The sequence below is a fragment of the Eisenibacter elegans DSM 3317 genome (assembly GCF_000430505.1).
In the GTDB taxonomy this organism is placed as follows: Bacteria; Bacteroidota; Bacteroidia; order Cytophagales; family Microscillaceae; genus Eisenibacter; species Eisenibacter elegans.
In genome coordinates, this window is record NZ_AUMD01000011.1 from 143115 (window position 1) to 164911 (window position 21797).

Consider the following 21797-nt stretch of genomic DNA (forward strand, 5'->3'; position numbering starts at 1 on the left):
CAAGCAACGCCACTTATGTTTAGAAGCAAACAAGCCAATACAGCCGAAGAAGAGCATCACTCCCCCAACTACTACATCCGTAAACGTTTTTTTTCTAACCCACCAGCAGTCATCGGGATGGGGATAGTATTCTTATTGGGAGTAGTGGCCTTGTTGGGCTATAGTATTATGCCCGACCAAACCCCCAACGCTGTAGATGGCTCTATCGAAATCAAAACCCAACCACCAGGGTTCAAAGTAACTTTATTGCGCGAACGAGTAGACTTGAGGGAGTTCGAAAAACGAGGGTTTTTCAGCAAAATGATTTGGGGGCAGCCAAGCAATTACAAACCCTATCCCATTACCTCTTACCGGGTTGATGAGCAAAACTTGGTTGTGTATTATACCTTGTTTGACCACGGCAACATCGAAGATTCCAAGCCCATCATAGACCTTATCGAGGACTTAGCCCTTAACGAAGATAATGCCGAACCTATCTATAAGGTAGAAGGCGATATCGTAACCTACAAAACCCACGAAGACGGAGAGGTCAAAACACGTACCCGCAAAGAAGTCATCGACCAATTTTATCGAGATTGCCTTCGCGAAAAAACATACCTCCTCGGCACAGACTCCCAAGGACGCGACTTGCTCAGCCGGCTGATTCTGGGGCTACGGATCTCTTTTAGTATCGGCTTTGTCTCGGTGATTATTGCCTTGTTGGTAGGTGTTACATTAGGCTCTATCGCTGGCTTCTTTGGCGGTTGGGTCGACTCGATAGTGATGTGGTTTATGTCGGTAGTCTGGTCTATCCCCGGTATTGTCTTGGTAATAGCCATCAGCCTAGCGCTCAATAGTAAGGGCATTTGGGTGGCCTTTGTTGCTGTAGGCTTGACTACTTGGGTCGAAATCGCCCGTTTGGTGCGGGGGCAAATTATGGAAATCAAGCAAAAGTTGTTTGTGGAGGCAGCGCGCGCATTGGGCTTTACCAACCTCCACATCATCTATTTGCATATATTGCCCAATATCATTGGACCTCTGATAGTGGTGGCCACCTCTAACTTTGCCTCGGCTATCTTGATAGAGGCCGGCCTGAGCTTCTTGGGCTTAGGGGTACAGCCCCCAACTCCCTCGTGGGGCTCGATGGTCAATGATGGCTTCAAAACAGTAACCTCATATCCCTACTTGGTACTCTTTCCGAGTATCTGTATTAGCTTGATGGTATTGGCTTTTAATTTGTTCGGGAATGGCTTACGAGATGCATATGACCCCAAAGGTACAGCAAAATAGTGATAAGTTTAGAACCAAGTTCCACCTCATAGAGCTGGAGCTGAACTCTATTCTCGAAATTACTCAGGCGATTAATAATAATATGCCTGAAGATGCACTGTATATGATGTATAAGTTTACGCTACGCGCAAACCTCAACATCGAAAAGTTGGCGATGTATGTGTTGGAAGACACTGAAACTTGGCAGTGTAAGGTCAATTTCGGAACAGAGGCCAACTTTATGCATATCCCGCTAGAATATCACCATATCAGCCAGCTGCGCGATATGGTCAGCACGGACGACTATACCTTCCAAAACCCTGCTTTTGGAGAATTTGACTTGATTATCCCTGTTTTCCACAAAGACCGGGTCTTGGCCTATGTATTTATGGAGAATAAGGGAGGAGTGATTCAAGACCTCGAAAAACAACTCGACACGCGCTTCGTTCAAACGCTCAGTAATGTGATTATTGTGGCGGTAGAAAACAAAAAGCTTGTCCGCAGGCAGCTTCGCCAAGAGGCCTACAAAAAAGAAATGGATATTGCCGGGCGCGTACAGGCCGGGCTTTTCCCCAAGGCGCTGCCCTACACCGACGACCTACAGGTAGAGGCGAGCTATTTCCCCCACGACCTCGTAGGGGGGGATTATTATGATTACTTGCCCCTAGCCGACGGCAGCTTCTTGTTTTGTATTGCTGATGTATCGGGCAAGGGCATCCCAGCCGCCTTGCTGATGTCCAACTTCCAAGCCTCTCTGCGTACATTGGCACGCCAAACCCAAGACCTCAAGCAGATTGTACAGGAGCTAAACTATCTCATATACCAAAACTCCGGTGGCGACCATTTCATCACCTTTTTGTTGGCCAAATACGACCGCTACAACCGGAGCCTGAGCTATGTCAATGCAGGCCACAACCCGGGTTTCTTGTTTGCTAAACACCAAGAAGACCCTATAGCCCTCGACAAAGGAACGACGGTCTTGGGCGCTTTTCACCCGCTGCCGTTTTTGGAAGAAACCACTATCGAGACGCTCAACGACTTCTTGTTGGTCGCCTATACTGACGGCATCACGGAGCTGCGCAACCCCCAAGGAGAAGAGTTTGGCCTTGATAGACTGCTAGACTTTATGCAGACCCAACGCCAAGACACCCTCAGCGCCCTACACCAAAACCTCATCCAAACCATCAACGCATTCAAGCAAAGTTGTGAATATGTGGATGATATTACCCTGCTCTCTTGTAGGGTTATCAATCAATAACCGTATCTTGCCATCACCAAACAACCAAGAGCCCTGTGGAAAACTTATTTGTCAAAGAAACTGCCTCCACTCCCGAAATCACTTTTAGCGCCCAACGTGCTTTTTTGCAAATCAAGGGAGTGTCGTTGCCCGAAGACAGTGAGGCTTTTTATCGGGTATTGTTCGATTTTTTGAAGCAAAACCAAGGTGAGCTGGCCAAATCTGGGATGACAGTCTCGTTCATGTTTTTGTATATCAACACCAGTACTACGGCCATTATCTCACAATTGCTACAACTATTTGAGAAAATCCAAGACCCTGTTTATCCTATTCACGTAAAATGGTACTACGAAGAAGATGACGATGATATGTATGACCTCGGGCTGGATTTCAAGGCCTTCACCAAAGTGAGCTTTGAGATGATTCCTACCGATGATTTGTCCTAAATTGTTGTAGCTTGCCGACTGATTGTAATGTTCGGGTATTTTGCCCCCCAACCTGAAACCTTGTTAGACACTTTTGTTTGTTGGTAGTTTATGCCTGAAAAAAGAGACCACCTGCTCCTTCATCTGATAGTACTTATTTGGGGCTTTACGGCTGTCATAGGCCGTCTGACTAGCATTGATGCCGTCGCGTTGGTGTTGCATCGCACCTCTTGGGCGGCCTTGTTGTTGGGCTTGTTTATGTATGCGGCGCGCAAATCCTTTGATGTGCCGCGCAAAGACCTTGGCTATATCCTCGGAACGGGAGCCATCATTGCGGCTCACTGGATTTTGTTTTTTGCTGCCGCAAAGGTGGCCAACATTTCCGTATGCTTGGCGGGGGTAGCGACCAACTCCCTCTGGACTAGCTTGCTGGAGCCACTCATCAACCGCAGGCCTATCAAGTGGTATGAGATAGGGCTTGGCCTCCTGATGATTGTGGGGCTGTATGTCATCTTCTTGTTCGAGTTCAACCATATCATCGGCGGCATTATGGCCGTTGCTTCGGCCTTCTTTGGAGCGCTCTTTGGCGTAATCAATGGGCGCTTTATCCGCAAACACAGCCACTACGCCATTACATTTTATGAAATGATTGGCGCTGCCCTGAGTATCTTGCTACTCATCCCATTTTATCCGTATATCAGCGGTGGCGATAGCTTTGATGTCGTTCCACAGGGCTGGGATTGGATGCTGATTTTGGTGCTGGCCGGAGTATGTACGGTATATGCCTACACCCTTAGCGTCAAGTTGATGAAGAAGTTTTCGGTCTTTGCCATCAACCTCACCGTAAATCTAGAGCCTGTATATGGCATTATTCTCGCCTTTATGATCTTTGGAGAATCTGAGAAGATGACCGGAGGGTTTTATCTCGGAACACTGATTATCTTGTTGGCTGTATTGGCCTACCCCTATCTCGACCGAATGTACCTGCGCCGCCAAGAGCGCAAACGCTTGCGCAAACAGAATCTGGCTACGGCTGCCGTTGAGATGCCTCACTAGCCTTGTGGGGCGGTAGCCCTTGTTGGGTGAAGTACTTCAAGCTAGCGGCCAATAGTGGGGCGTGCCCCACCCGAAAACGAAGATATACTGCCTCAGGCAGGGCGCGGCGCAAGCGGCGCAAGTCGCGGGGGCGCACTAGCTTGTCGCGGCTACCCTCACAAATATAGACCGACATCGCCCCCTGAGCCGCTTGTGTGGCCAGCGGGTTTAGCCATCCCCCAAAACGACGCAACAGCAGCCAAGTATGATATATCTGTAAACGCTGCGCAGGCTTTTGTGTAAGTTCTCTAATAAAAAGCCAAAATTTACGTTGTCTCTTAGTGCGGTAGGTTGCCCAACGCCCTAGGAGTAGCCAAGGCCACTGCGCCCGCATCAGACTCAGAAATAAGCCCCTGCCCAACCAAGAGCCAGTAGCCAAACGATAAACCCACCTAGGAGGCAGCCCTTCTGGCGCAATCAGGTAGCAGGCCTTGACCTGCTGAGGAAATAATACTGCCGTAGCTACCGCCAAACGGCAACCCATACTAAAGCCCAAGACCTCAAACGTCTCTGTGCCCACCTTCGCTTGCCAAGCTTCGATGAGTGATTGCCAACAATCAGTACTTAAGTAAGTTTTTGGGCAATTCCAAAAACTTTTTCCGTGAAAAAATACATCAAACGCATAAATCGTATATCTTTGCTCAAAAGCCTCTCCCCATGCGGCAAACACTGTAGCTTCTTGCCCCACTCCGTGAAAAGCAATAAGTTTTTTTTGACCGCTACCGTAGGTTTGGTAACAAAATTGTATATCTTTCCGTGAGATACAGTTCATCACTTGTGTTGCTATCGATTAAAACCAAGGAAAACCCCCTTATTTGGTTTATAGGTAAAACGGAGGTAACTTTGTACAAAAGTAACAATCCTTTGTTGCTCTTGTCCAAAAACCCTTCAACAATACAGGCTTCAACTGTGTTTTGTATCCAAAAGTCCATTAAACCCAACAATTGTTGGCCACCCAATCACAGCCCGACCAATAAATCAATTTTGCCCTCAACCTAATTACCGATTGCAAAGGAGTTAATTGTAAGTAAATGAGTATCAACGAGTTTTTGTTTTTTTCGACATTCCTGCTTTTTGTAACGGCGATGCTCGTCCTAGATTTGGGCGTGCTCAACCGCAAGCAGCACGTAATTTCCTTTAAAGAAGCCGGTATCTGGAGCGCCGTATGGATTAGTTTGGCCTTAGGCTTTTATACTGTACTTTATTTCCACGGGCATATCATCCACGATATAGACAGTTATGAAAAACTGACCCAAATTATCGAGCGTTACCACGACGATGATGAGGTGAAAATCAGCCCTCAAACATTTGAAAGCAGCCTCCAAAACTATCGTAGTAACCTAGCACTTGAGTTTTTGACGGGCTACCTACTGGAGTACTCTCTTTCTGCTGATAATATCTTTGTGATCATTATGATTTTTGCCTCCTTTGGTGTGCGGGAGCTATATTTCAAGAAAGTCTTGTTTTGGGGGATTTTGGGAGCAATTATTATGCGCTTTACCTTCATCTTTGCCGGCTCGGCGCTTATCCAAAAGGCGCACTGGATACTGTACCTTTTTGGAGTGTTCTTGCTCTTTTCGGGGGCAAAAATGCTGTTCAATAAAGGAGATGACACCATAGACCCGCAAAACCACAAGATAGTCAAATTGGTGTCGCGCTACTTTGCGGTATTCCCGCGCTATGTGGGCGAACGGTTTTTTATTCTGAGAAACGGCAAAACGATGATTACACCGCTTTTTGTGGTATTGATTATCATCGAGTTTACGGATTTGGTCTTTGCCATTGACTCAGTGCCGGCGGTCTTTGCCGTTACCAAAGATCCTTACATCGTCTTCTTTTCCAATATCTTCGCCATCTTGGGGCTGCGCTCGATGTTCTTCTTCTTGTCGAATATTATGCACATCTTCCACTATCTGAAGACGGGTCTTTCGTTCTTGTTGATGTTTATCGGCTTCAAGATGATTGCCTATGATTATGTGCTCAAGCCCATAGGCTTCAAAACTTACCATTCGCTCATCATTATCTTGGGAATTTTAGCGACTAGCATCATCTTGTCTTTGGTGTTCCCCCCCAAAAAAGTGCAGTTGCCGGTAGCCTCTGTTCCTTCAGAAGAAGAAGTCCGCCCCTAACTCAAAAAAGCCAAAATTTTAGAACCCTGCCCGTCGGTTTCTCGTAAAATTGTCTATTTTTGCGTGCTGTTAAGGATAGCTATCTTCTTCAAAATCCCGATGCAACACAAAAAAATAAACTCGGCGCTCATCTCCGTATATCACAAAGAGGGGCTGGAACAAATCATCCGTTTACTACACGCACAAGGCGTAACGTTATACTCTACCGGCGGTACACAGACGTACATCGAATCGCTGCAAATACCCGTACAAGCAGTAGAAGCCCAAACAGGCTATCCCTCTGTTTTTGGGGGGCGTGTCAAAACGCTACACCCCAAAATTTTTGGCGGAATCCTGTATCGTCGCGAAGAAGCCAACGACCAAGCCGAAGCCGCTCAATATGACATTCCGGCGCTTGACTTGGTGATTGTAGACCTCTATCCTTTTGAGCAAACCGTAGCCTCGGGAGCTGATGAAGCAGCCATTATCGAGAAAATTGATATTGGCGGTATATCGCTCATTCGTGCGGCAGCCAAAAACTTTCGCGATGTGCTCATTGTTGCCTCACAGGCGCAGTACCAAGCGCTCTACGAAGTACTTCAGGCCAATGGCGGAGCCACTGATTTGGCCACACGCCAACGCTTTGCCACTTTTGCCTTCGACGTATCGTCGCATTATGATTCGGCTATTTTCAATTATTTCAACCAACAAACCAAGGCCAGCGCCAGCTTCAAAGCCAGTTACCCTCAGGCGCGCAGCCTACGCTATGGCGAAAACCCTCACCAACGTGGGGTGTTTTATGGTGCGCTGGAAGAGATTTTTGAGCAGCTCAACGGTAAAGAACTATCTTACAACAACTTGGTAGATGTGGACGCAGCCGTGGCCTTGGTCGAAGAGTTTGACACGACAGCCTATGCCATCATCAAACACACCAACGCCTGTGGGATGTCCTTGGGCAACACTCCCAAAGAAGCCTATTTACGCGCTCTTGCCGCAGACCCTGTATCGGCTTTTGGTGGCGTAATCGCTACCAACCGCCCTGTAGATATGGAGGTGGCACAAGAATTGAACAGCTTGTTTTTTGAAGTGTTGATAGCACCGGATTTTGCCCCCGAAGCCCTAGCGCTACTCAGTGGGAAGAAAAACCGGATATTGCTTCGCCAAAAACAAGCCTTACCCCAAGGCACACAGGTAAAAACCTTGCTCAATGGCTTACTATGGCAAGACAAAGACCAACGCAGCGAACTGGCTCAGGACTTACAGGTAGTTACGACCACAGCTCCTACTGCCGACCAAACCGAAGACCTGCTCTTTGCCGCCAAAATAGCCAAACACACCAAGTCAAACACCATCGTATTGGCCAAAGACCAGCAGATGCTGGCCAGCGGTGTAGGGCAAACCTCACGCGTAGATGCGCTCAAGCAAGCGCTAGCCAAGGCCGAAAGCTTCGGCTTCAATACCCAAGGCGCGGCGATGGCTTCGGATGCCTTTTTCCCTTTCCCCGACTGTGTCGAGATTGCCGCCGCCGCCGGCATCAAGGCAATTGTTCAGCCTGGAGGCTCTGTCAAAGATCAGGCCTCGATAGATGCCTGTAACGAACGCGGAGTAGCGATGGTATTTACCGGTATACGGCATTTTAAGCACTAAAAAGCACTTACACATTAAACAAAATACTCAGCATTTGAAAACCTTGATGAAATGGGACTAAGAGATTTATTTTTGGGGGAAATAGCCATTGACCTCGGCACCGCCAACACCCTCATTATCCACAAGGATAAAATTGTCGTGGATGAGCCTTCTATCATCGCTATCGACCGTGTAACCAACAAGGTATTGGCCATCGGCAAAAAGGCGATGATGATGCACGAAAAAACACACGAAAATATCAAGACTATCCGCCCACTGAAAGACGGGGTTATTGCCGACTTTACAGCCGCCGAGCAGATGATTCGTGGGATGATCAAGATGCTCCAACAAGGCAGCAATCGATTATTTACCCCCTCATACCGTATGATTGTCTGTATTCCTTCGGGCATTACAGAGGTAGAAAAACGCGCCGTAAAAGACTCTTGTGAGCACACAGGCGCTCGTGAGGTATATATGATTCACGAACCTATCGCTGCGGCCATCGGTATCGGCATCAATATCGAAGAGCCTATCGGGTCGATGATTGTAGATATCGGTGGGGGTACTACCGAGATTGCCGTGATTGCCCTATCGGGGATTGTCTGTGAGCAGTCTATCAAGATTGCCGGCGATGTGTTTACGCGCGATATTGTAGATTATATGCGCCGCCAACACAATATCTTGATTGGGGAGCGTACCGCAGAGCAAATCAAGATAGAGGTAGGCTCGGCCTTGTCAGAATTGGATAATCCGCCGGCAGATTTTGATGCCAAAGGGCGTGACTTGATGACGGGTATCCCGAAGACAATCAAGGTCAGCTATCCTGAAATTGCCTTCTCGCTAGATAAGTCTATTTCTAAGATTGAAGACGCTATTTTGAAGACGCTCGAAATGTCTCCACCGGAGCTTTCTGCTGATATCTACAGCAAAGGGATTTACCTCACCGGCGGTGGGGCGCTCTTGCGTGGGCTACAACAGCGCTTGGCCCTCAAAACCAAGTTACCAATCCATATTGCCGATGACCCCCTCCGCGCCGTAGTACGTGGAACAGGGATTGCCCTCAAAAATCTGGAGATGTTTAAGTCTGTGTTGATTACCTAGTCATTTGACACACAGCTCATAGAAGACAAACCATTAGGTGTAGGCCTAGCAGGTCTACACCGGTTTGGTGCTATGGTTGTGGGTAGCAAACTCGTTTTGAACAAGCACTTATTTCATTTGACACCGTTTTTAGAGGCTCTGTTGTTGCTGATTAGCTGATATGCGCGCATTACTTGATTTTTTGCAATATTACCGAAGCTTGCTGGTGTTTATCAGCTTGCAGTTATTGTGTTTTGTGTTGCTGTCGAGCAACCACAGTTCGTACCGTAGTTGGCTAGGGCGCGTATTGGACGAAAGCTCGGCGCGCACGCTGTATGTAAGCAATAACCTTCGGGAGTTTTTTAGACTCAAACATATCAGTGGCCAACTAGCCGAAGAAAACGCCCGTTTGAGCTATCAGCTCTACAAACAAAGACAGCTCCTAGACGAGTTTAAGTTGCGCGAATATGCCTCTTATGATACTACGCTTCAGAGCGAGTATGAGTTTATTCCAGCCAAGGTCGTGCGTAATTCGACACACCGCAGTAATAACTATCTGACCATCAACAAGGGCAGCGCCGACGGCATCCGCCCGGGGATGGGGGTGATTTCGCCCAAGGGCATTGTAGGCAAGGTCGAAATGTGTTCGGAGCATTTTGCCACAATTTCCTCCTTACTCCATTCGCGTACTTGGGTATCGGCAGCTATCAAAAATACCAATAACATCGGCTCGGTGAAATGGGAGGGCAACAGTCCGCTCTATGCCAAACTGATGCATATGCCAAGCCATTACAAAATACAGGTCGGTGATACAGTATTGACCTCTGGGCACAATGCGGTATTCCCCCCTGATTTGCCCATTGGCGTAATTCACAAACTGGAAGTAAAGCCCAACGAAACCTTCCACGATGTAGACCTTCGGCTCAGCACCGACTTCAATACGCTGACCTATGTTTATGTTATCAAATACCTGCGCAAAAGTGAGCAAGACTCACTAGAGCAGGCCACAGTCGAATATTTAGACAATGTACGCTAACCCATTATGAGCAGTACCGTATTTACCTACCTTATCTCGTTTGTGGTGTATGCCGCTTTGCAGGTGTTTTTTGTGAGCAACTTGGTACTTTTCGAGTTGGCTTTTTGTTATTTATATGTGGCCTTCTTGTTGACTTTACCCAAAGAAACTGACCACAGCCTTGCGCAGGCTGTTGGCTTTTTGATAGGCTTGGTGGTGGATATTTTCCAAAATACTTGGGGCACACACGCCAGTGCCTGTGTATTGGTGATGTTCCTGCGGCCCTATATTGCCAACTTGGTGGCGCAGCGTGAACGTAGCCAAGAGTTTTCGCGAGAGGTAATGGGCAATGGCGCTTTTGGCCTCTATTCCCTGAGCCTGATATTTATCCATAGCCTGCTGGTAGTCTTGATAGAGACCGCCGATATGAGCCGCTTCTTTGCCTCGTTGCTGCGGGTTGTGGCAAGCACTTTGTTTACCTTTACGGTAGTGATGATAGTACAATTCTTGTATGTGCCTAAAAAAGCTAAACTATGAATAATGAGTCAAGACGTTGGGTGATTGTTGGTTTGTTTTTCTTGGTAGGTGCTATATTCTTAATGCGTCTTTTCAGCCTACAAGTGCTGGATGAGCGCTACCGACTCAAAGCAGACCAAAACGCCATTCAGAAGATGGTGATTTATCCACATCGCGGGCTGGTATATGACCGCTATGGCAAGCTCTTGGTGGCCAATGAGCCCAACTTCGATATTATGGTCTTGCCCAAGGAGGTGCGCTACCTCGATACGGCGGCCTTGTGTGACTTATTTCAGATTTCGAAGAAAGAATTTTTGGAAAAAATGAAGCGGGCAAGTCTTTCTCCCCGCCGCCCTACTACCTTTATCAGCCAACTTTCGCAGACAGAGTTTGCCGAAATTCAGGACAAACTCATCAATTTTCCAGGTTTTTTTGTTGATTTCAAGACCATCCGCTCTTATCCTCACAGTAGTTTGGCGCACGTATTGGGCTACACCGGCGAAATCAGCAAGAGCAAACTACAACAAGACTCAGGGCGCTACTACAAGCCCGGCGACATTATCGGCATCAGCGGCTTGGAGGCATCCTATGAGGAGGAGCTACGCGGGCGTGTGGGCGTGAAATACCTCTTTGTAGATGTCAATGGGGCTACCAAAGGGGCTTATCAAGGAGGGCGCTATGACACCTTGGCTCAAGCCGGCAAAGACCTTGTAACGACCATAGACCTAGAGCTACAACAGTATGCAGAGGCGCTGATGGCCAACAAACGTGGCAGTATTGTGGCCATAGAACCGTCTACGGGTGAGGTACTGGCGATGGTCTCGGCTCCAAGTTATGACCCTAACTTGCTGGTGGGCAACAAATACTCAAAAAACTATACCAAGTTGGTCAATGCAGAAGACCAACCGCTCTTCAACCGCCCTGTGATGGCCGTATACCCGCCGGGGTCTACATTCAAAGTAGTACAGGCCTTGGTAGGCCTGCAAGAGGGAGTATTACAGCCCGAAACACGCCTGAGCTGCGACCAAGGCTTGGTAAAATGCCACGGACACCCCTCACCGGCCAACGTACACCAGTCGATTCAATACTCGTGTAACCCTTATTATTTCAAGGTATTGCGCCGTATTATCTATCAGAACAAGATTGTCCGAACTACTGACAGTACTTGGCGCGAACTTCCCGACGGTGACGGTAAGATAGGCTTTGAGCGTTGGACAGAATATATGCAGCGCTTTGGGTTGGGTACACAGATAGGCTTGGATTTGGCCAACACCAAAACCGGGTTTATCCCTGACTTCAACTTCTATAACCGCAAACACGGCGAAGGGAAGTGGCAGTTTAGCAATATATACTCGCTGGGGATAGGGCAAGGCGAGATGTCAATCTTGCCTGTACAGATGGCCAATGTGGCTGCCATTATTGCCAACAAAGGGCATTATTACCCCCCACACTTGGTCAAATCTATCGGGCGCGACAGTACCAAACGCCCCGAATATCTCCAAAAACGCGAAACGGGCATCGATATAGCCCACTACGAATTGGTCATTGGCGGTATGCGCGATGCCGTCAGGGCGGGTACTGTAGCGTTCACGGGCAGTATTCCTGATATCGAAATTTGTGGTAAAACAGGGACTGCCCAAAACCCTCACGGCGAAGACCACTCGATTTATATTGCCTTCGCCCCGCGTGACAATCCCAAGATTGCCATTTCGGTGTATGTAGAAAATGCCGGCTTTGGGGGGGTAGTGGCTGCACCTATCGCCAGCTTGGTCATCGAAAAATACCTCAAACGCAAAGTAGAGCGCAAACACGTAGAAGAACAAATGATGGCGGCAAGCTTTACCCAAAACATCATCACACGCTATACCAAGCCCAAGCCGGAGCAGCTCCTAGGGCCTGCACCCCGACGTTCTTTCAGAAGCGAAGACAGCGACCCCGAGCAACAAAGTGCCCCCACAGAGCAGCCCGACAATACCACTACCCGCAGGCTTGACCTCCGCAAACCCGAACATCAACACGAAGGGCATCACCACCCCGCCCTCTACCATACGACAGGCCAATAGCTTATGACTCCTAAAAGCCCATACCTACGCGGTAGCTTCGACACCCTCACCGCCCTGATATATGTACTCTGTGTTTGTTGGGGCGTACTCAATATCTTTGCCGCCATCCATCAGCCTGACAGTGTTACGCCGTTTTTTGACCTCTCGCTCAACGCGACCAAACAGGTGCTGTGGATAGGGGTCTCGTTGATTATTATTACAGTGATTATGGTCATCGATTACCGCACCTTTGAGGTAGCGGCCTATTTTGTCTATTTAGGAGCCGTGGTATTGTTATTTGGCGTATTGGTTTTTGGGTCGGTTACCAACAACTCGAAGTCGTGGTTTCAGATAGGCTTTGTCAAAATTCAGCCTGCCGAATTTGCCAAACTGGCGGTAGCGCTAGCCTTAGCCAAGTACCTCAGCGGGATCAACATCAAGATGACCAACCGCCTGCAGCTCGTCATAGCAGAAGCCATTATCTGGTTTCCGGCGGGACTGATTTTGCTACAAGGCGATCTTGGTTCGGCAATGGTATTTGCGTCTTTTGCCTTGGTGTTGTATCGAGAAGGGATGCCACATTGGCTCTTCTTTGGCCGGTTGATTCTTGTGTTGCTCTTTGTCTTGGCACTTATTTTTGAGCCCATTTATATCACCATCGGCATCTTGATCTTGTTATTGGCAGCAATCCTGCTCATTACCTATTATTTTGAAGACAAAATCGCCCCCTTTACCATTGCGGCCTTGGTGGCCTTGTCTTCTATTTTCTTTGTTTTTAGTGTAGAGTATGTGGTGCAGAATGTGCTCAAAGGCTATCACCGCGACCGTATTATGGTATTGCTGGATCCCGAAAATGATGCAGCCAGACTGAGTGCGGCTTGGAATGTCAACCAATCCAAGATAGCCATCGGCTCCGGTGGTATCTGGGGCAAGGGGTTCCTAAAAGGCACACAGACTAAGTTTAACTTTGTGCCGGAGCAAAGTACCGACTTTATCTTCTGTACTGTGGGCGAAGAATATGGCTGGCTAGGCAGCCTGATGACTGTGGGGTTGTTTATGACCCTTCTCTACCGGGTAGTGATGATCGCTGAGCGCCAACGCGATACCTTTGGGCGGGTATATGGCTACGGTGTAGCCTCCATTCTGTTTTTTCACTTTACCATCAATATTTCGATGACCATCGGGCTGTTTCCTGTAGTAGGGATTCCGCTGCCGTTCTTCAGCTATGGCGGGTCCTCCCTGATTGCGTTTTCGATACTTTTGTTTATTTTGCTCAAGCTCGATGCTCATCGGGTACAGATGTTTAAGCGAACCTAAAACCCACAACAGATGACCTCAACACAACTCAATGCCCTGCGCCATGTTGCTCTTTTGGGGCTTATCGAAGGGATTTCTTTTGTCGTACTTTTGGGCATAGCGATGCCTCTCAAGTATGTATGGCAAATACCCGAGGCCGTAAAACTAGTAGGTTGGGCACACGGCCTGCTTTTTGTATGGTATCTGGGAGCAATTGCTTGGGCGGCTTGGCAGTGTCGATGGCCTTTGGAACGGCTATCGCTTTATGCGCTCAGCGCTGTAGTGCCTATAGCTCCCTTTTTCGTAGAGCGTGCCCTCAGGCGAGAAATAAAAGCGGCACAACAAGCCCAAACACATACCAATACTATATCTCGTTGAGTTATGGATTAGGTAGGCGCTTGTTTGTAAAACACGCCCACTTCTTCACACATCGCCAGACATTGATCACCAACATTTCATCTCATGCGGATCCTATTTTTGCTTTTCGGTTTATGCTTGGCCTGCCTCACCACCCTGCCGCTGCAAGCCCAAAAACGTGGGGGTTATGCCAATACCCGTAACCCATATTATGTGGAGGGGTATGTAACCGGAGGTGTTTCGATAGGGGCAATGAATTATTTTGGAGATGTATACAGCACTGTAGCCCATACGCGCCCCGGCTTGAGCGCCTTTGTAAGCCGTAAACTCAGCGCCCATTGGCACACCAGGCTCGAACTACTCTGGGGAAGACTCCTAGCAGATGATGCGGCAGCCGACCCCAATACTGCTTTTTATGCGCGCAACCTACACTTTCGCAACGATGTTAAGGAGCTTTCCTTGGTCGGTGTGTATGAGATTTTCCCTAGCTATGGGCGTTATGACCAGCGACGGGCGGTAAGGCCCTATGTTTTTGGGGGGATAGCCCTCATACATCATAACCCCAAAGCCCGCATCGAAGGGGAGTGGGTAGAGCTACAGCCCCTCCGTACCGAAGGCCAAGGCCAACCTGGCTATGCCCAGCCTTATTCCAAAGTATTGCTTGCCCTTCCGTTGGGCGGAGGGCTTACCTTTAGCTTAGGAGACCGCTTTGACCTCTCTATCGAAACGGGGCTGCGCTTTGTACAGTCTGACTATATCGATGATGTAGGAGGACGCTATGCGGATGCTTCAGAGCTGGCTAGCCCCTTGGCACAAAGGCTTCATAACCGAACCCTAGCGTCTAGCAATCGGCGTGGTGGGGAGCGAGATCTACAGGCCTTGGTAAACCAATATGGATTGCTTACTTATGATGGGCGGAATGGTGGTAGCTATGCTACACTCAACGGGTTTCAGCCCGGCACAGTACGTGGGAATTTCCAACGAGACCTGTATCTCTTTACCACTATAAGGCTGGCATTTTTCTTGGATACAGGGCTGAAATGCCCACAGTTTTACAAAAACCGACGTACGACCTATTAAATCCACCAAATTTGAGGAGTCATAGGGTTTGATTTTCTTGATTATCAAGCGCCCCTCCTGTATACACTCTCCAAGCTAATTTTGATTGAGTAGGGTTTGATAAGAACGTGATGGTTATTTGTTGCTTAGATTTTAAGATAGTACCTACAAACTTGTCGGGAGTATTAGGCTACTTTCAGTCCTATCACTAAAATATCGTCTACTTGGTTTTCCGATGAGGCATTCGTCCATTGGGTGAGGTGTGTCTGTAATTTTTCTGCTTGTGTTCTAGCTTGGAACTGATGAATTTGTAAAAACAATTGGCGGAGTTGGGCGCTGCCTAACTTTTTATTATTCTTACCACCAAATTGATCTTGATACCCATCGGAAAACAAGTAAATCCAAGTATCTGAGTTAACTGGAAGCGTATGTTGTTCAAAGGCAGTCCGGCCAAAATATTGTGCTCCTCCGATAGGGGTAGAAGAGCCCTTGAGTTGTTGTAGTTCGCCAGATTTACAGAACACCAAAGGTCTTTTTGCTCCAGCAAAATGGATATGCCTTTTGTCAGGAGGGATGACAACCAGTGCAATCTCCATACCTTCATAGTTATTGGTTTCCTTTTGTTGTAAAACTCGCTGTACTCCTTCGTGAAGTTGTTCAAGAATCTGGGCTGGCTGTAAAACCCCCCGATTCAGAATAATATCATTGAGTAGGTCATTACCAATAAGGCTCATAAATGCTCCCGGTACCCCGTGGCCTGTACAATCCACTGCTGCCAATACAATATGCTCGTCTTTGAGAACGCAATAGTAAAAATCTCCAGAGACAATATCTCTTGGTCTGAAAAATATAAAATAATGCGGGCCAAGTATCCGATGCAAAGTATTTTCACTGGGTAGTGTTGCTACTTGTATCCTGCTGGCATAGGTGATGCTTTCTGTCAGGGCGTTGTTTTTGAAATCTAACTCTTCTTTTTGTTTGTGTAGCATATCAAGCATGACAAGGAGTTCTTCATTGGTTTGCTGTAGTTCTTCTGACTGAGCCCCTATTTCATCATTTTTGTCACGCAAATGTTCTGCCTGCTCTTGTATGAGTATTGTTTGTTTGGCCAATTGTTGATGGGCTTCGCGAATTTTGGCACGGTTTCGCTTTACTTCAATCACCCCTTGATGGTTCATATACCCAAAAAAATAGCTATATAACAAGAGATACACACTACTACTCAACTGTAAAAGTCTATCAGCCTCTCCAACCCAAGCAAAACCTGTGGCTAGTCCTCCGATAAGCCCCCCTAACACTACCCAGACAAAACCCCACATAAGGAGGTTTACCCCTCCAATCATCAGTATAGTTGTACTGATTGTGATAAAGATAATGATACTAGGTAGATAGCTGTAATGTAGTATACTACAAGCAATACCAACCATAAAAATATCAATACTTAACGCACTGCGCTCTACCAAGCCTTTGTTTTGAGCTTGGGTATAAACTATCCAAAAAAGGTGTGGGTATATCAAGCACCATCCTACAAAAAACCACCACAAAGCATTAGGATACCCCATGCTGTGTTGAAAGATGCCTGTCAGCCCTAGGTTGGCTAAGTATGCTACCACTCTGGTTGGATAAGTAAAAGTACCCGAACCTTTGGTTTGGTGAGTCATAATTGATGATGGTAGTTCCAAAAGTAGATGAATTAACACAGATAATTTGTCAAAACGCAAATGTTTTGAAAGATACATAATATATCTTGTTTTGCCAAAGCAAATATACTTACTGGGCTTAGTATCTTATTTATCATATTAAGCCATTGATTATCAGTGTATTAATTCTGGTGCGGATGCATGATTTTGGGTATGTACTCAGAAGAGGATATTGAGTTGCCCGGTAGTACAAGACAGTAAATATTTGATAGCCATTCACTACTTGGTCAGCACATTTTTTTAAAACACCGATATTCCAAGTATAATATCCTTGATGAGATTCTACGAGCAATGGGAGGTGTTCAAAGGATGCGTGAGGTGTGGTCAAGCGTTTGGCTTATTTAGAAAGCAGGGCTTGATTACTTGCCTCTAGTACCCAAAACCAGGCAAACGCTAAAAGTATCCAAAAAAAATTCCGGATAATTCGTGTCTAAGGGGATTTATGATAACTTTAGTGTCTACATCACAGAAAAACTAAAAAGCCTGCATACCTGTGAGTACTACTTCAATACAAGAATTATGAAAAACTGGTCTACACATTTGCGCTGGAATCCTTCGGAGTTGGCCTATCCCGAAACAGAAGCGGCCTTGGTGGCCTTGGTTCAAAAAGCGTTAGCTACAAAGCACAACATTCGGCTCATTGGTTCGGCTCATTCGTTTACGCCGCTTTGCGTTACCGACAGTATCCAAATCTCTTTAGACAAATACCAAGGCCTAATCTCTATCGACCGAGAGCGGTTGCAGGCCACTGTCAAGGCTGGGACAAAGCTACACCTCCTCAACGAGCTGCTGGCCAAGGAAGGGCTGGCGTTGGAAAACCTAGGCGACATCAATGTTCAGAGCATTGCCGGAGCCATCAGTACGGGCACACACGGCACAGGGACAGCTTTTGGGAATCTGAGTACCCAAGTAGTGCGGCTCAAGCTCATCAATGGACAAGGGCAGTTGCTCAGTTGCTCACCCACCGAAAACCCCGAGTTGTTCAAAGCTGCCCAAGTGTCTTTGGGAGCCTTGGGTATCTTGACCGAAATCACTCTGCAATGTGTACCCAGCTATCGCTTGGCTCTCCACATCAAACAAGAAACCCTAGAGGAGGTGCTCAGCAGCTATCAGGAAATCAACCAAAGCTGTCGTAATTTTGAGTTTTATTGGTTTCCCAACACGCCCTATGTGCTCAGCAAACGCATAGAGCTGACCCAAGAGCCAGCCGACAAACGCTCGTTCAAAGATTATTTCCAAGAGGTATTGCTCGAAAACTATGCCTTCAAAATGATTTGCGATACTTCCTACTATTTTCCCTCTCTGACACATCGGCTGAGCCGATTTGCTGCCAGTACTGTCAGCCCATTCAAAAAGGTAAACGAGAGCGGATTAGTATTTTCTACTAGCCGTATCGTACGTTTCAATGAAATGGAGTACAACCTCCCTATAGAAGCCTATTTGGATGCCAAAAAAGAGTTGGTCAATTGGATTAACAAACATAATAAAACAATACTTTTTCCACTCGAAAACCGATTTGTCAAAGGAGATGACATCTACCTCAGCCCTGCTTATGGGCGCGACTCGGCCTACATTGCCGCACACGTATACCACAAAAAGGACTTCAAGCCTTATTTTACAGCCCTCGAAGAAATTATGAAGGCCTACCAAGGGAGGCCACACTGGGGCAAGATGCATACCCTTGGCCAAGAAGAACTACAAGCCCGCTATCCAGAGTTTGACCGCTTCCGACGCATCCGTCAGGAACAAGATCCTGAAGGCATTTTTCTTAGTCCTTATCTCCAAACCCTATTCGGCTAATGATGAAAACCTACCCTTATTACAAAGAAAAACTCCAAGGGCTGTCTTTTCCCTATGCTTGTGTAGATATGGAACTGCTGCGCCAAAATTGCCAACAAAATCTCGACAGAGCCAAAGACAAGAAAGTACGGATTGCTTCCAAGTCTATCCGTTGTACAGAAGTGATGCGGGAGCTATTGGCCTACGACCCGCAGTTTGAGGGAGTTATGACTTACCACGGCGAAGAAACCCTTTTCTTGCTACAAGCCGGCTTTGACAACCTGCTGTTGGGTTACCCTGTAGTAGACCCCGGGCTGCTCGAACGGATGGCCAAGGCCGTGGCCAACGGAGCTTATATCTGCTTTATGGCTGATTTGGAGGTACATCTGGACCTACTCAACGAAGCTGGTAAAAAACACCAAATACAGTTGCCTGTATGCCTAGATATCGATATGTCTTCCGATTATGGCCCGCTACACTTTGGCGTATGGCGCTCGCGCATTGGCAATATACAGTGTCTAGAGGCTGTACTCAAGCATTTGTCCGGCCTAGATTACCTGCGCCTAGATGGGATTATGGGCTATGAGGCCCAGGTAGCAGGATTGGGCGATAAGCTCAAAGGACAAGCGTTGAAAAACAGTGTTGTGCAGTGGCTCAAGCAAAAGTCTGTCAAAAAAGCCCGTCGTTTGCGACAAGAGGCGGTAGATTTGATTGCCTCCATGGGTTTTGACTTGCGCTTTGTCAACGGTGGGGGAACAGGCAGCGCCGAAACCACTACCCTAGAGTCCGCCGTTACCGAAATCACGATTGGCTCAGGGTTTTATACGCCACATTTGTTTGACTATTACCAAGCTTTTTCGCTCAGTCCGGCCTTGTTTTATGGCATCCAAGTAGTGCGTCAGCCCAAAGACGGGATGTATACCTGCCACGGAGGCGGCTTTACAGCCTCTGGCGGGGTAGCGCCTATCAAAGCCCCCGTTGTTTACCTACCTCAAGGGGGCAAGCTGCTCTCTACCGAAGGTGCAGGAGAGGTTCAAACTCCTATTGTGTTTGACAAAACTACCAACTTACAAATAGGCGACCCGGTGTTTTTGCGGCACGCCAAGGCTGGCGAGCTTTGCGAACATTTCAATCATTTGTACTTGCTCGACGGCGACCAACTCCGTACCGTACCTACCTATCGGGGCGAAGGGCAGGCTTTTGGGTGAGTGCTGCCTGCATTGTGGCCAATATTTATTAACTTGCTCCAAAACCTGCTTACTGTTTTTTGATATGACCATACGCAATTTATTTTTCATAGCTCTTTGTTGGTGTTGGTGCCAAGGGGTACTTGTGCACGCTCAGGAGTATAGTACCAACAACAAGGCCGCCATCAAAGCCTATGAATCGGGCAATGCCCTAGTCAAAGCTCGTCAATTTGACCAAGCCGAAGCCGCCTACCGCAAGGCCATCGAGAAAGATGCGCGCTTTGCCGAGGCATATTATAAGATTGGGGTCATTCATCAGTTGTTTGAGCGCCCTTCGATGTATCCGGCCTTTGCGGAGGCAATCCGCCTCCTGCCCAACGACAAACGCTTTGCGCCCGCTTATCCTTTGATGCTTCATAAAGAAATGAGTGAGGGCAAATATGCCGAAGCAGAGACCTTGGCGCAGCAATTTTTGCGCTTCGGCAGTAAAGACGAAGCCGCCAACCGCCTGATGCGTAAAACAATAGCCGATGTGGCCTATGCCCGCAAAGGGATGCTGCAGCCGCTCAACTATCAGAGCCGTCCGCTGCCTGCGCCAATCAATCAGTTTTTTGTGCAATACTTCCCCGTGCTGACTGCCGACGGCAAGCAACTCATCTTTACTGCTCGCGCCCAAGAGCGCAGCGACGAAAATATGTATCGCAGCTATTGGAACGGTAGCCAATGGTCTGCTCCCGAATCGCTTTCGGGCAATATCAACACCCCCAACAACGAAGGTTCTTGCTCTATTTCGGGCGATGGGAAGGTGTTGGTGTTTACGGCCTGCGAAGACCCCAACAAAGAAAATTATGGCAAATGCGACCTATATGTCAGTCTCAAAGAAGGCGACACTTGGTCGAAGCCCGTCAATATGGGGCCGGGGGTAAATACTGCGGCCTGGGAGTCGCATCCTACACTATCTGCCGATGGCAAGACCCTCTTCTTTGTCTCTAACAGAGGTGGGGGCAAAGGCGGCAATGATATATGGATGAGCCGTATGGACGAAAACGGCGACTGGGGCAAGGCCGTCAATGTGAGCGCCCTCAATACCCCCGAAGACGAGGTAGCCCCTTTCTTACACGCCAACGGGCGTGTGCTTTATTTTGCTTCCAAAGGCTATCCCGGTTATGGCGGCTTTGATCTCTATGCTGCCGATTGGGAAAACGAACAATGGGGAGAAGTACGTAACCTAGGCTACCCCATCAACACCCACGAAGACCAAATAGGCCTTTTCATCACTGCCGACGGGCAGAAGGGCTATTATTCTGTAGAGCGTTTTGAGGGGCGGCGTATTGTGAGCAGTGTGTTACACGAGTTGGACGTACCCGAAGAGGTTCGCCCCAGCATCAAGACCAACTATGTGCGCGGAATGGTATACAATGCCAAAACAAAGGAGAAACTTGCCGCCCGTATCGAGCTGATAGATATCAATAACAACCAACGGCAGGCCTTGGTAAGCTCAGATGCGCAAACAGGCGAATACCTCATAGTGCTCAATGCTGGCGCAGAGTATGCCCTACAAGTACGGAAAGAAGGCTTTACTTTCAAAAGTCTGCCCTTCAACTATGTACTCGAAGACAACCCACAGCCTTTGGAGATGGACATTCCCCTCGACCCTATCGAGGCCGGAACGGTATTCGTGTTAGAAAATATCTTTTTTGAAACCGGCAAGTATGCCCTACAGGATAAATCTAAGGCTGCGCTTGATGAGTTGGTCAAGTTTATGCAACAAAACCCGGCATTGCGTGGCGAAATCTCTGGCCATACCGACAATGTGGGGACTGCCGAAGCCAATCAGGCACTTTCTATCAACCGGGCGAAGGCTGTGTATGAATACCTCATCAATGCAGGCATTGCTGCCGAACGGCTGCGCTTTCAAGGGTATGGAGCTACCAAGCCCGCCGCCGACAACAGCACCGAGGCAGGGCGTGCCAAAAACCGCCGGATTGAGTTTACCATCCTCTGATACACTGGGTGAGCTTCGTGTA

At 47.8% G+C, this 21797-nt stretch carries 18 protein-coding genes; 16 read left to right on the forward strand and 2 right to left on the reverse strand.

Translation table 11 applies throughout. The features are described 5' to 3' along the window. The first annotated feature begins 15 nt into the window (after window positions 1–15). From G499_RS0101300 to G499_RS0101315, 4 genes are all read left to right on the forward strand, one after another. Window positions 16–1269 (forward strand): ABC transporter permease, encoded by a 1254-nt coding sequence (locus G499_RS0101300; RefSeq protein ID WP_026998445.1) that lies wholly within the window; start codon window positions 16–18, stop codon window positions 1267–1269. Further along, entirely contained in the window at window positions 1238–2506 is a 1269-nt protein-coding gene (locus G499_RS0101305; protein ID WP_245576623.1) for a PP2C family protein-serine/threonine phosphatase, read from the forward strand. Before G499_RS0101300 ends, G499_RS0101305 begins: the two co-directional genes overlap by 32 nt. A gap of 35 nt (window positions 2507–2541) precedes the next feature. Further along, window positions 2542–2931 (forward strand): SiaC family regulatory phosphoprotein, encoded by a 390-nt coding sequence (locus G499_RS0101310; RefSeq protein WP_026998447.1) that lies wholly within the window; start codon window positions 2542–2544, stop codon window positions 2929–2931. 90 nt (window positions 2932–3021) lie between these two features. After that, window positions 3022–3966 carry a DMT family transporter gene (locus G499_RS0101315; protein WP_026998448.1) on the forward strand — a complete coding sequence of 315 codons (945 nt, stop codon included), beginning with the start codon at window positions 3022–3024 and terminating at the stop codon, window positions 3964–3966. Here the strand turns inward: G499_RS0101315 and G499_RS20795 are convergent. Next, entirely contained in the window at window positions 3938–4777 is an 840-nt protein-coding gene (locus G499_RS20795) for an alpha/beta fold hydrolase (RefSeq protein WP_051295812.1), read from the reverse strand. The two genes, G499_RS0101315 and G499_RS20795, sit on opposite strands and share 29 nt — an antisense overlap. A 259-nt stretch (window positions 4778–5036) precedes the next feature. Here G499_RS20795 and G499_RS0101325 point away from each other — a divergent pair, with 259 nt between their 5' ends. From G499_RS0101325 to G499_RS20800, 9 genes are all read left to right on the forward strand, one after another. After that, window positions 5037–6134, forward strand: a complete 1098-nt coding sequence (locus G499_RS0101325) for a TerC family protein (RefSeq protein ID WP_026998449.1) — start codon at window positions 5037–5039, stop codon at window positions 6132–6134. A 99-nt stretch (window positions 6135–6233) separates the two neighbouring features. Then, a complete protein-coding gene (gene purH / locus G499_RS0101330; RefSeq protein WP_026998450.1) occupies window positions 6234–7760 on the forward strand; it encodes a bifunctional phosphoribosylaminoimidazolecarboxamide formyltransferase/IMP cyclohydrolase in 1527 nt (508 codons plus the stop codon). Window positions 7761–7811: 51 nt separating this feature from the next. Next, window positions 7812–8840: a rod shape-determining protein gene (locus tag G499_RS0101335; protein WP_026998451.1), complete on the forward strand. Its 1029-nt coding sequence runs from the start codon at window positions 7812–7814 to the stop codon at window positions 8838–8840. A gap of 160 nt (window positions 8841–9000) precedes the next feature. Next, a complete protein-coding gene (gene mreC, locus G499_RS0101340; RefSeq protein ID WP_026998452.1) occupies window positions 9001–9855 on the forward strand; it encodes a rod shape-determining protein MreC in 855 nt (284 codons plus the stop codon). A gap of 6 nt (window positions 9856–9861) precedes the next feature. Further along, window positions 9862–10371: a hypothetical protein gene (locus tag G499_RS0101345; RefSeq protein ID WP_026998453.1), complete on the forward strand. Its 510-nt coding sequence runs from the start codon at window positions 9862–9864 to the stop codon at window positions 10369–10371. After that, a complete protein-coding gene (mrdA, locus tag G499_RS18280; protein ID WP_081413587.1) occupies window positions 10368–12413 on the forward strand; it encodes a penicillin-binding protein 2 in 2046 nt (681 codons plus the stop codon). Before G499_RS0101345 ends, mrdA begins: the two co-directional genes overlap by 4 nt. A 3-nt stretch (window positions 12414–12416) precedes the next feature. Continuing rightward, window positions 12417–13709, forward strand: coding sequence for a rod shape-determining protein RodA (gene rodA, locus G499_RS0101355; RefSeq protein WP_026998454.1), 1293 nt, complete (start codon window positions 12417–12419; stop codon window positions 13707–13709). A 12-nt stretch (window positions 13710–13721) separates the two neighbouring features. Next, entirely contained in the window at window positions 13722–14066 is a 345-nt protein-coding gene (locus G499_RS0101360) for a DUF3817 domain-containing protein (protein WP_026998455.1), read from the forward strand. A gap of 84 nt (window positions 14067–14150) precedes the next feature. Next, complete coding sequence (locus G499_RS20800; RefSeq protein ID WP_051295813.1) at window positions 14151–15125, forward strand: DUF6089 family protein; 975 nt, start codon at window positions 14151–14153, stop codon at window positions 15123–15125. A 164-nt stretch (window positions 15126–15289) separates the two neighbouring features. Here G499_RS20800 and G499_RS0101370 read toward each other — a convergent pair whose 3' ends face one another. Continuing rightward, window positions 15290–16765, reverse strand: a complete 1476-nt coding sequence (locus tag G499_RS0101370; RefSeq protein ID WP_026998456.1) for a SpoIIE family protein phosphatase — start codon at window positions 16763–16765, stop codon at window positions 15290–15292. A 558-nt stretch (window positions 16766–17323) separates the two neighbouring features. Here G499_RS0101370 and G499_RS0101375 point away from each other — a divergent pair. From G499_RS0101375 to G499_RS0101385, 3 genes are all read left to right on the forward strand, one after another. Next, window positions 17324–18604 (forward strand): D-arabinono-1,4-lactone oxidase, encoded by a 1281-nt coding sequence (locus G499_RS0101375; RefSeq protein WP_026998457.1) that lies wholly within the window; start codon window positions 17324–17326, stop codon window positions 18602–18604. Continuing rightward, on the forward strand, window positions 18604–19791 hold the full coding sequence (locus G499_RS0101380; RefSeq protein WP_211231574.1) for a type III PLP-dependent enzyme domain-containing protein: 1188 nt from the start codon (window positions 18604–18606) through the stop codon (window positions 19789–19791). The genes G499_RS0101375 and G499_RS0101380 overlap by 1 nt, the downstream gene beginning before the upstream one ends. 124 nt (window positions 19792–19915) lie before the next feature. Next, window positions 19916–21775 carry an OmpA family protein gene (locus tag G499_RS0101385; protein WP_161627665.1) on the forward strand — a complete coding sequence of 620 codons (1860 nt, stop codon included), beginning with the start codon at window positions 19916–19918 and terminating at the stop codon, window positions 21773–21775. Window positions 21776–21797 lie beyond the last annotated feature (22 nt).

What these genes read in the sequence shown, in the direction of transcription:
- G499_RS0101300 (WP_026998445.1), top strand. Translation starts at nt 16, where the DNA reads ATGTTTAGAAGCAAACAAGCCAATACAGCCGAAGAAGAGCATCACTCC.
- G499_RS0101305 (WP_245576623.1), top strand. Translation starts at nt 1,238, where the DNA reads ATGCATATGACCCCAAAGGTACAGCAAAATAGTGATAAGTTTAGAACC.
- G499_RS0101315 (WP_026998448.1), top strand. Translation starts at nt 3,022, where the DNA reads ATGCCTGAAAAAAGAGACCACCTGCTCCTTCATCTGATAGTACTTATT.
- G499_RS20795 (WP_051295812.1), bottom strand. Translation starts at nt 4,777, where the DNA reads ATGAACTGTATCTCACGGAAAGATATACAATTTTGTTACCAAACCTAC.
- G499_RS0101325 (WP_026998449.1), top strand. Translation starts at nt 5,037, where the DNA reads ATGAGTATCAACGAGTTTTTGTTTTTTTCGACATTCCTGCTTTTTGTA.
- purH (WP_026998450.1), top strand. Translation starts at nt 6,234, where the DNA reads ATGCAACACAAAAAAATAAACTCGGCGCTCATCTCCGTATATCACAAA.
- G499_RS0101335 (WP_026998451.1), top strand. Translation starts at nt 7,812, where the DNA reads ATGGGACTAAGAGATTTATTTTTGGGGGAAATAGCCATTGACCTCGGC.
- mreC (WP_026998452.1), top strand. Translation starts at nt 9,001, where the DNA reads ATGCGCGCATTACTTGATTTTTTGCAATATTACCGAAGCTTGCTGGTG.
- G499_RS0101345 (WP_026998453.1), top strand. Translation starts at nt 9,862, where the DNA reads ATGAGCAGTACCGTATTTACCTACCTTATCTCGTTTGTGGTGTATGCC.
- mrdA (WP_081413587.1), top strand. Translation starts at nt 10,368, where the DNA reads ATGAATAATGAGTCAAGACGTTGGGTGATTGTTGGTTTGTTTTTCTTG.
- rodA (WP_026998454.1), top strand. Translation starts at nt 12,417, where the DNA reads ATGACTCCTAAAAGCCCATACCTACGCGGTAGCTTCGACACCCTCACC.
- G499_RS0101360 (WP_026998455.1), top strand. Translation starts at nt 13,722, where the DNA reads ATGACCTCAACACAACTCAATGCCCTGCGCCATGTTGCTCTTTTGGGG.
- G499_RS20800 (WP_051295813.1), top strand. Translation starts at nt 14,151, where the DNA reads ATGCGGATCCTATTTTTGCTTTTCGGTTTATGCTTGGCCTGCCTCACC.
- G499_RS0101370 (WP_026998456.1), bottom strand. Translation starts at nt 16,765, where the DNA reads ATGACTCACCAAACCAAAGGTTCGGGTACTTTTACTTATCCAACCAGA.
- G499_RS0101375 (WP_026998457.1), top strand. Translation starts at nt 17,324, where the DNA reads ATGAAAAACTGGTCTACACATTTGCGCTGGAATCCTTCGGAGTTGGCC.
- G499_RS0101380 (WP_211231574.1), top strand. Translation starts at nt 18,604, where the DNA reads ATGATGAAAACCTACCCTTATTACAAAGAAAAACTCCAAGGGCTGTCT.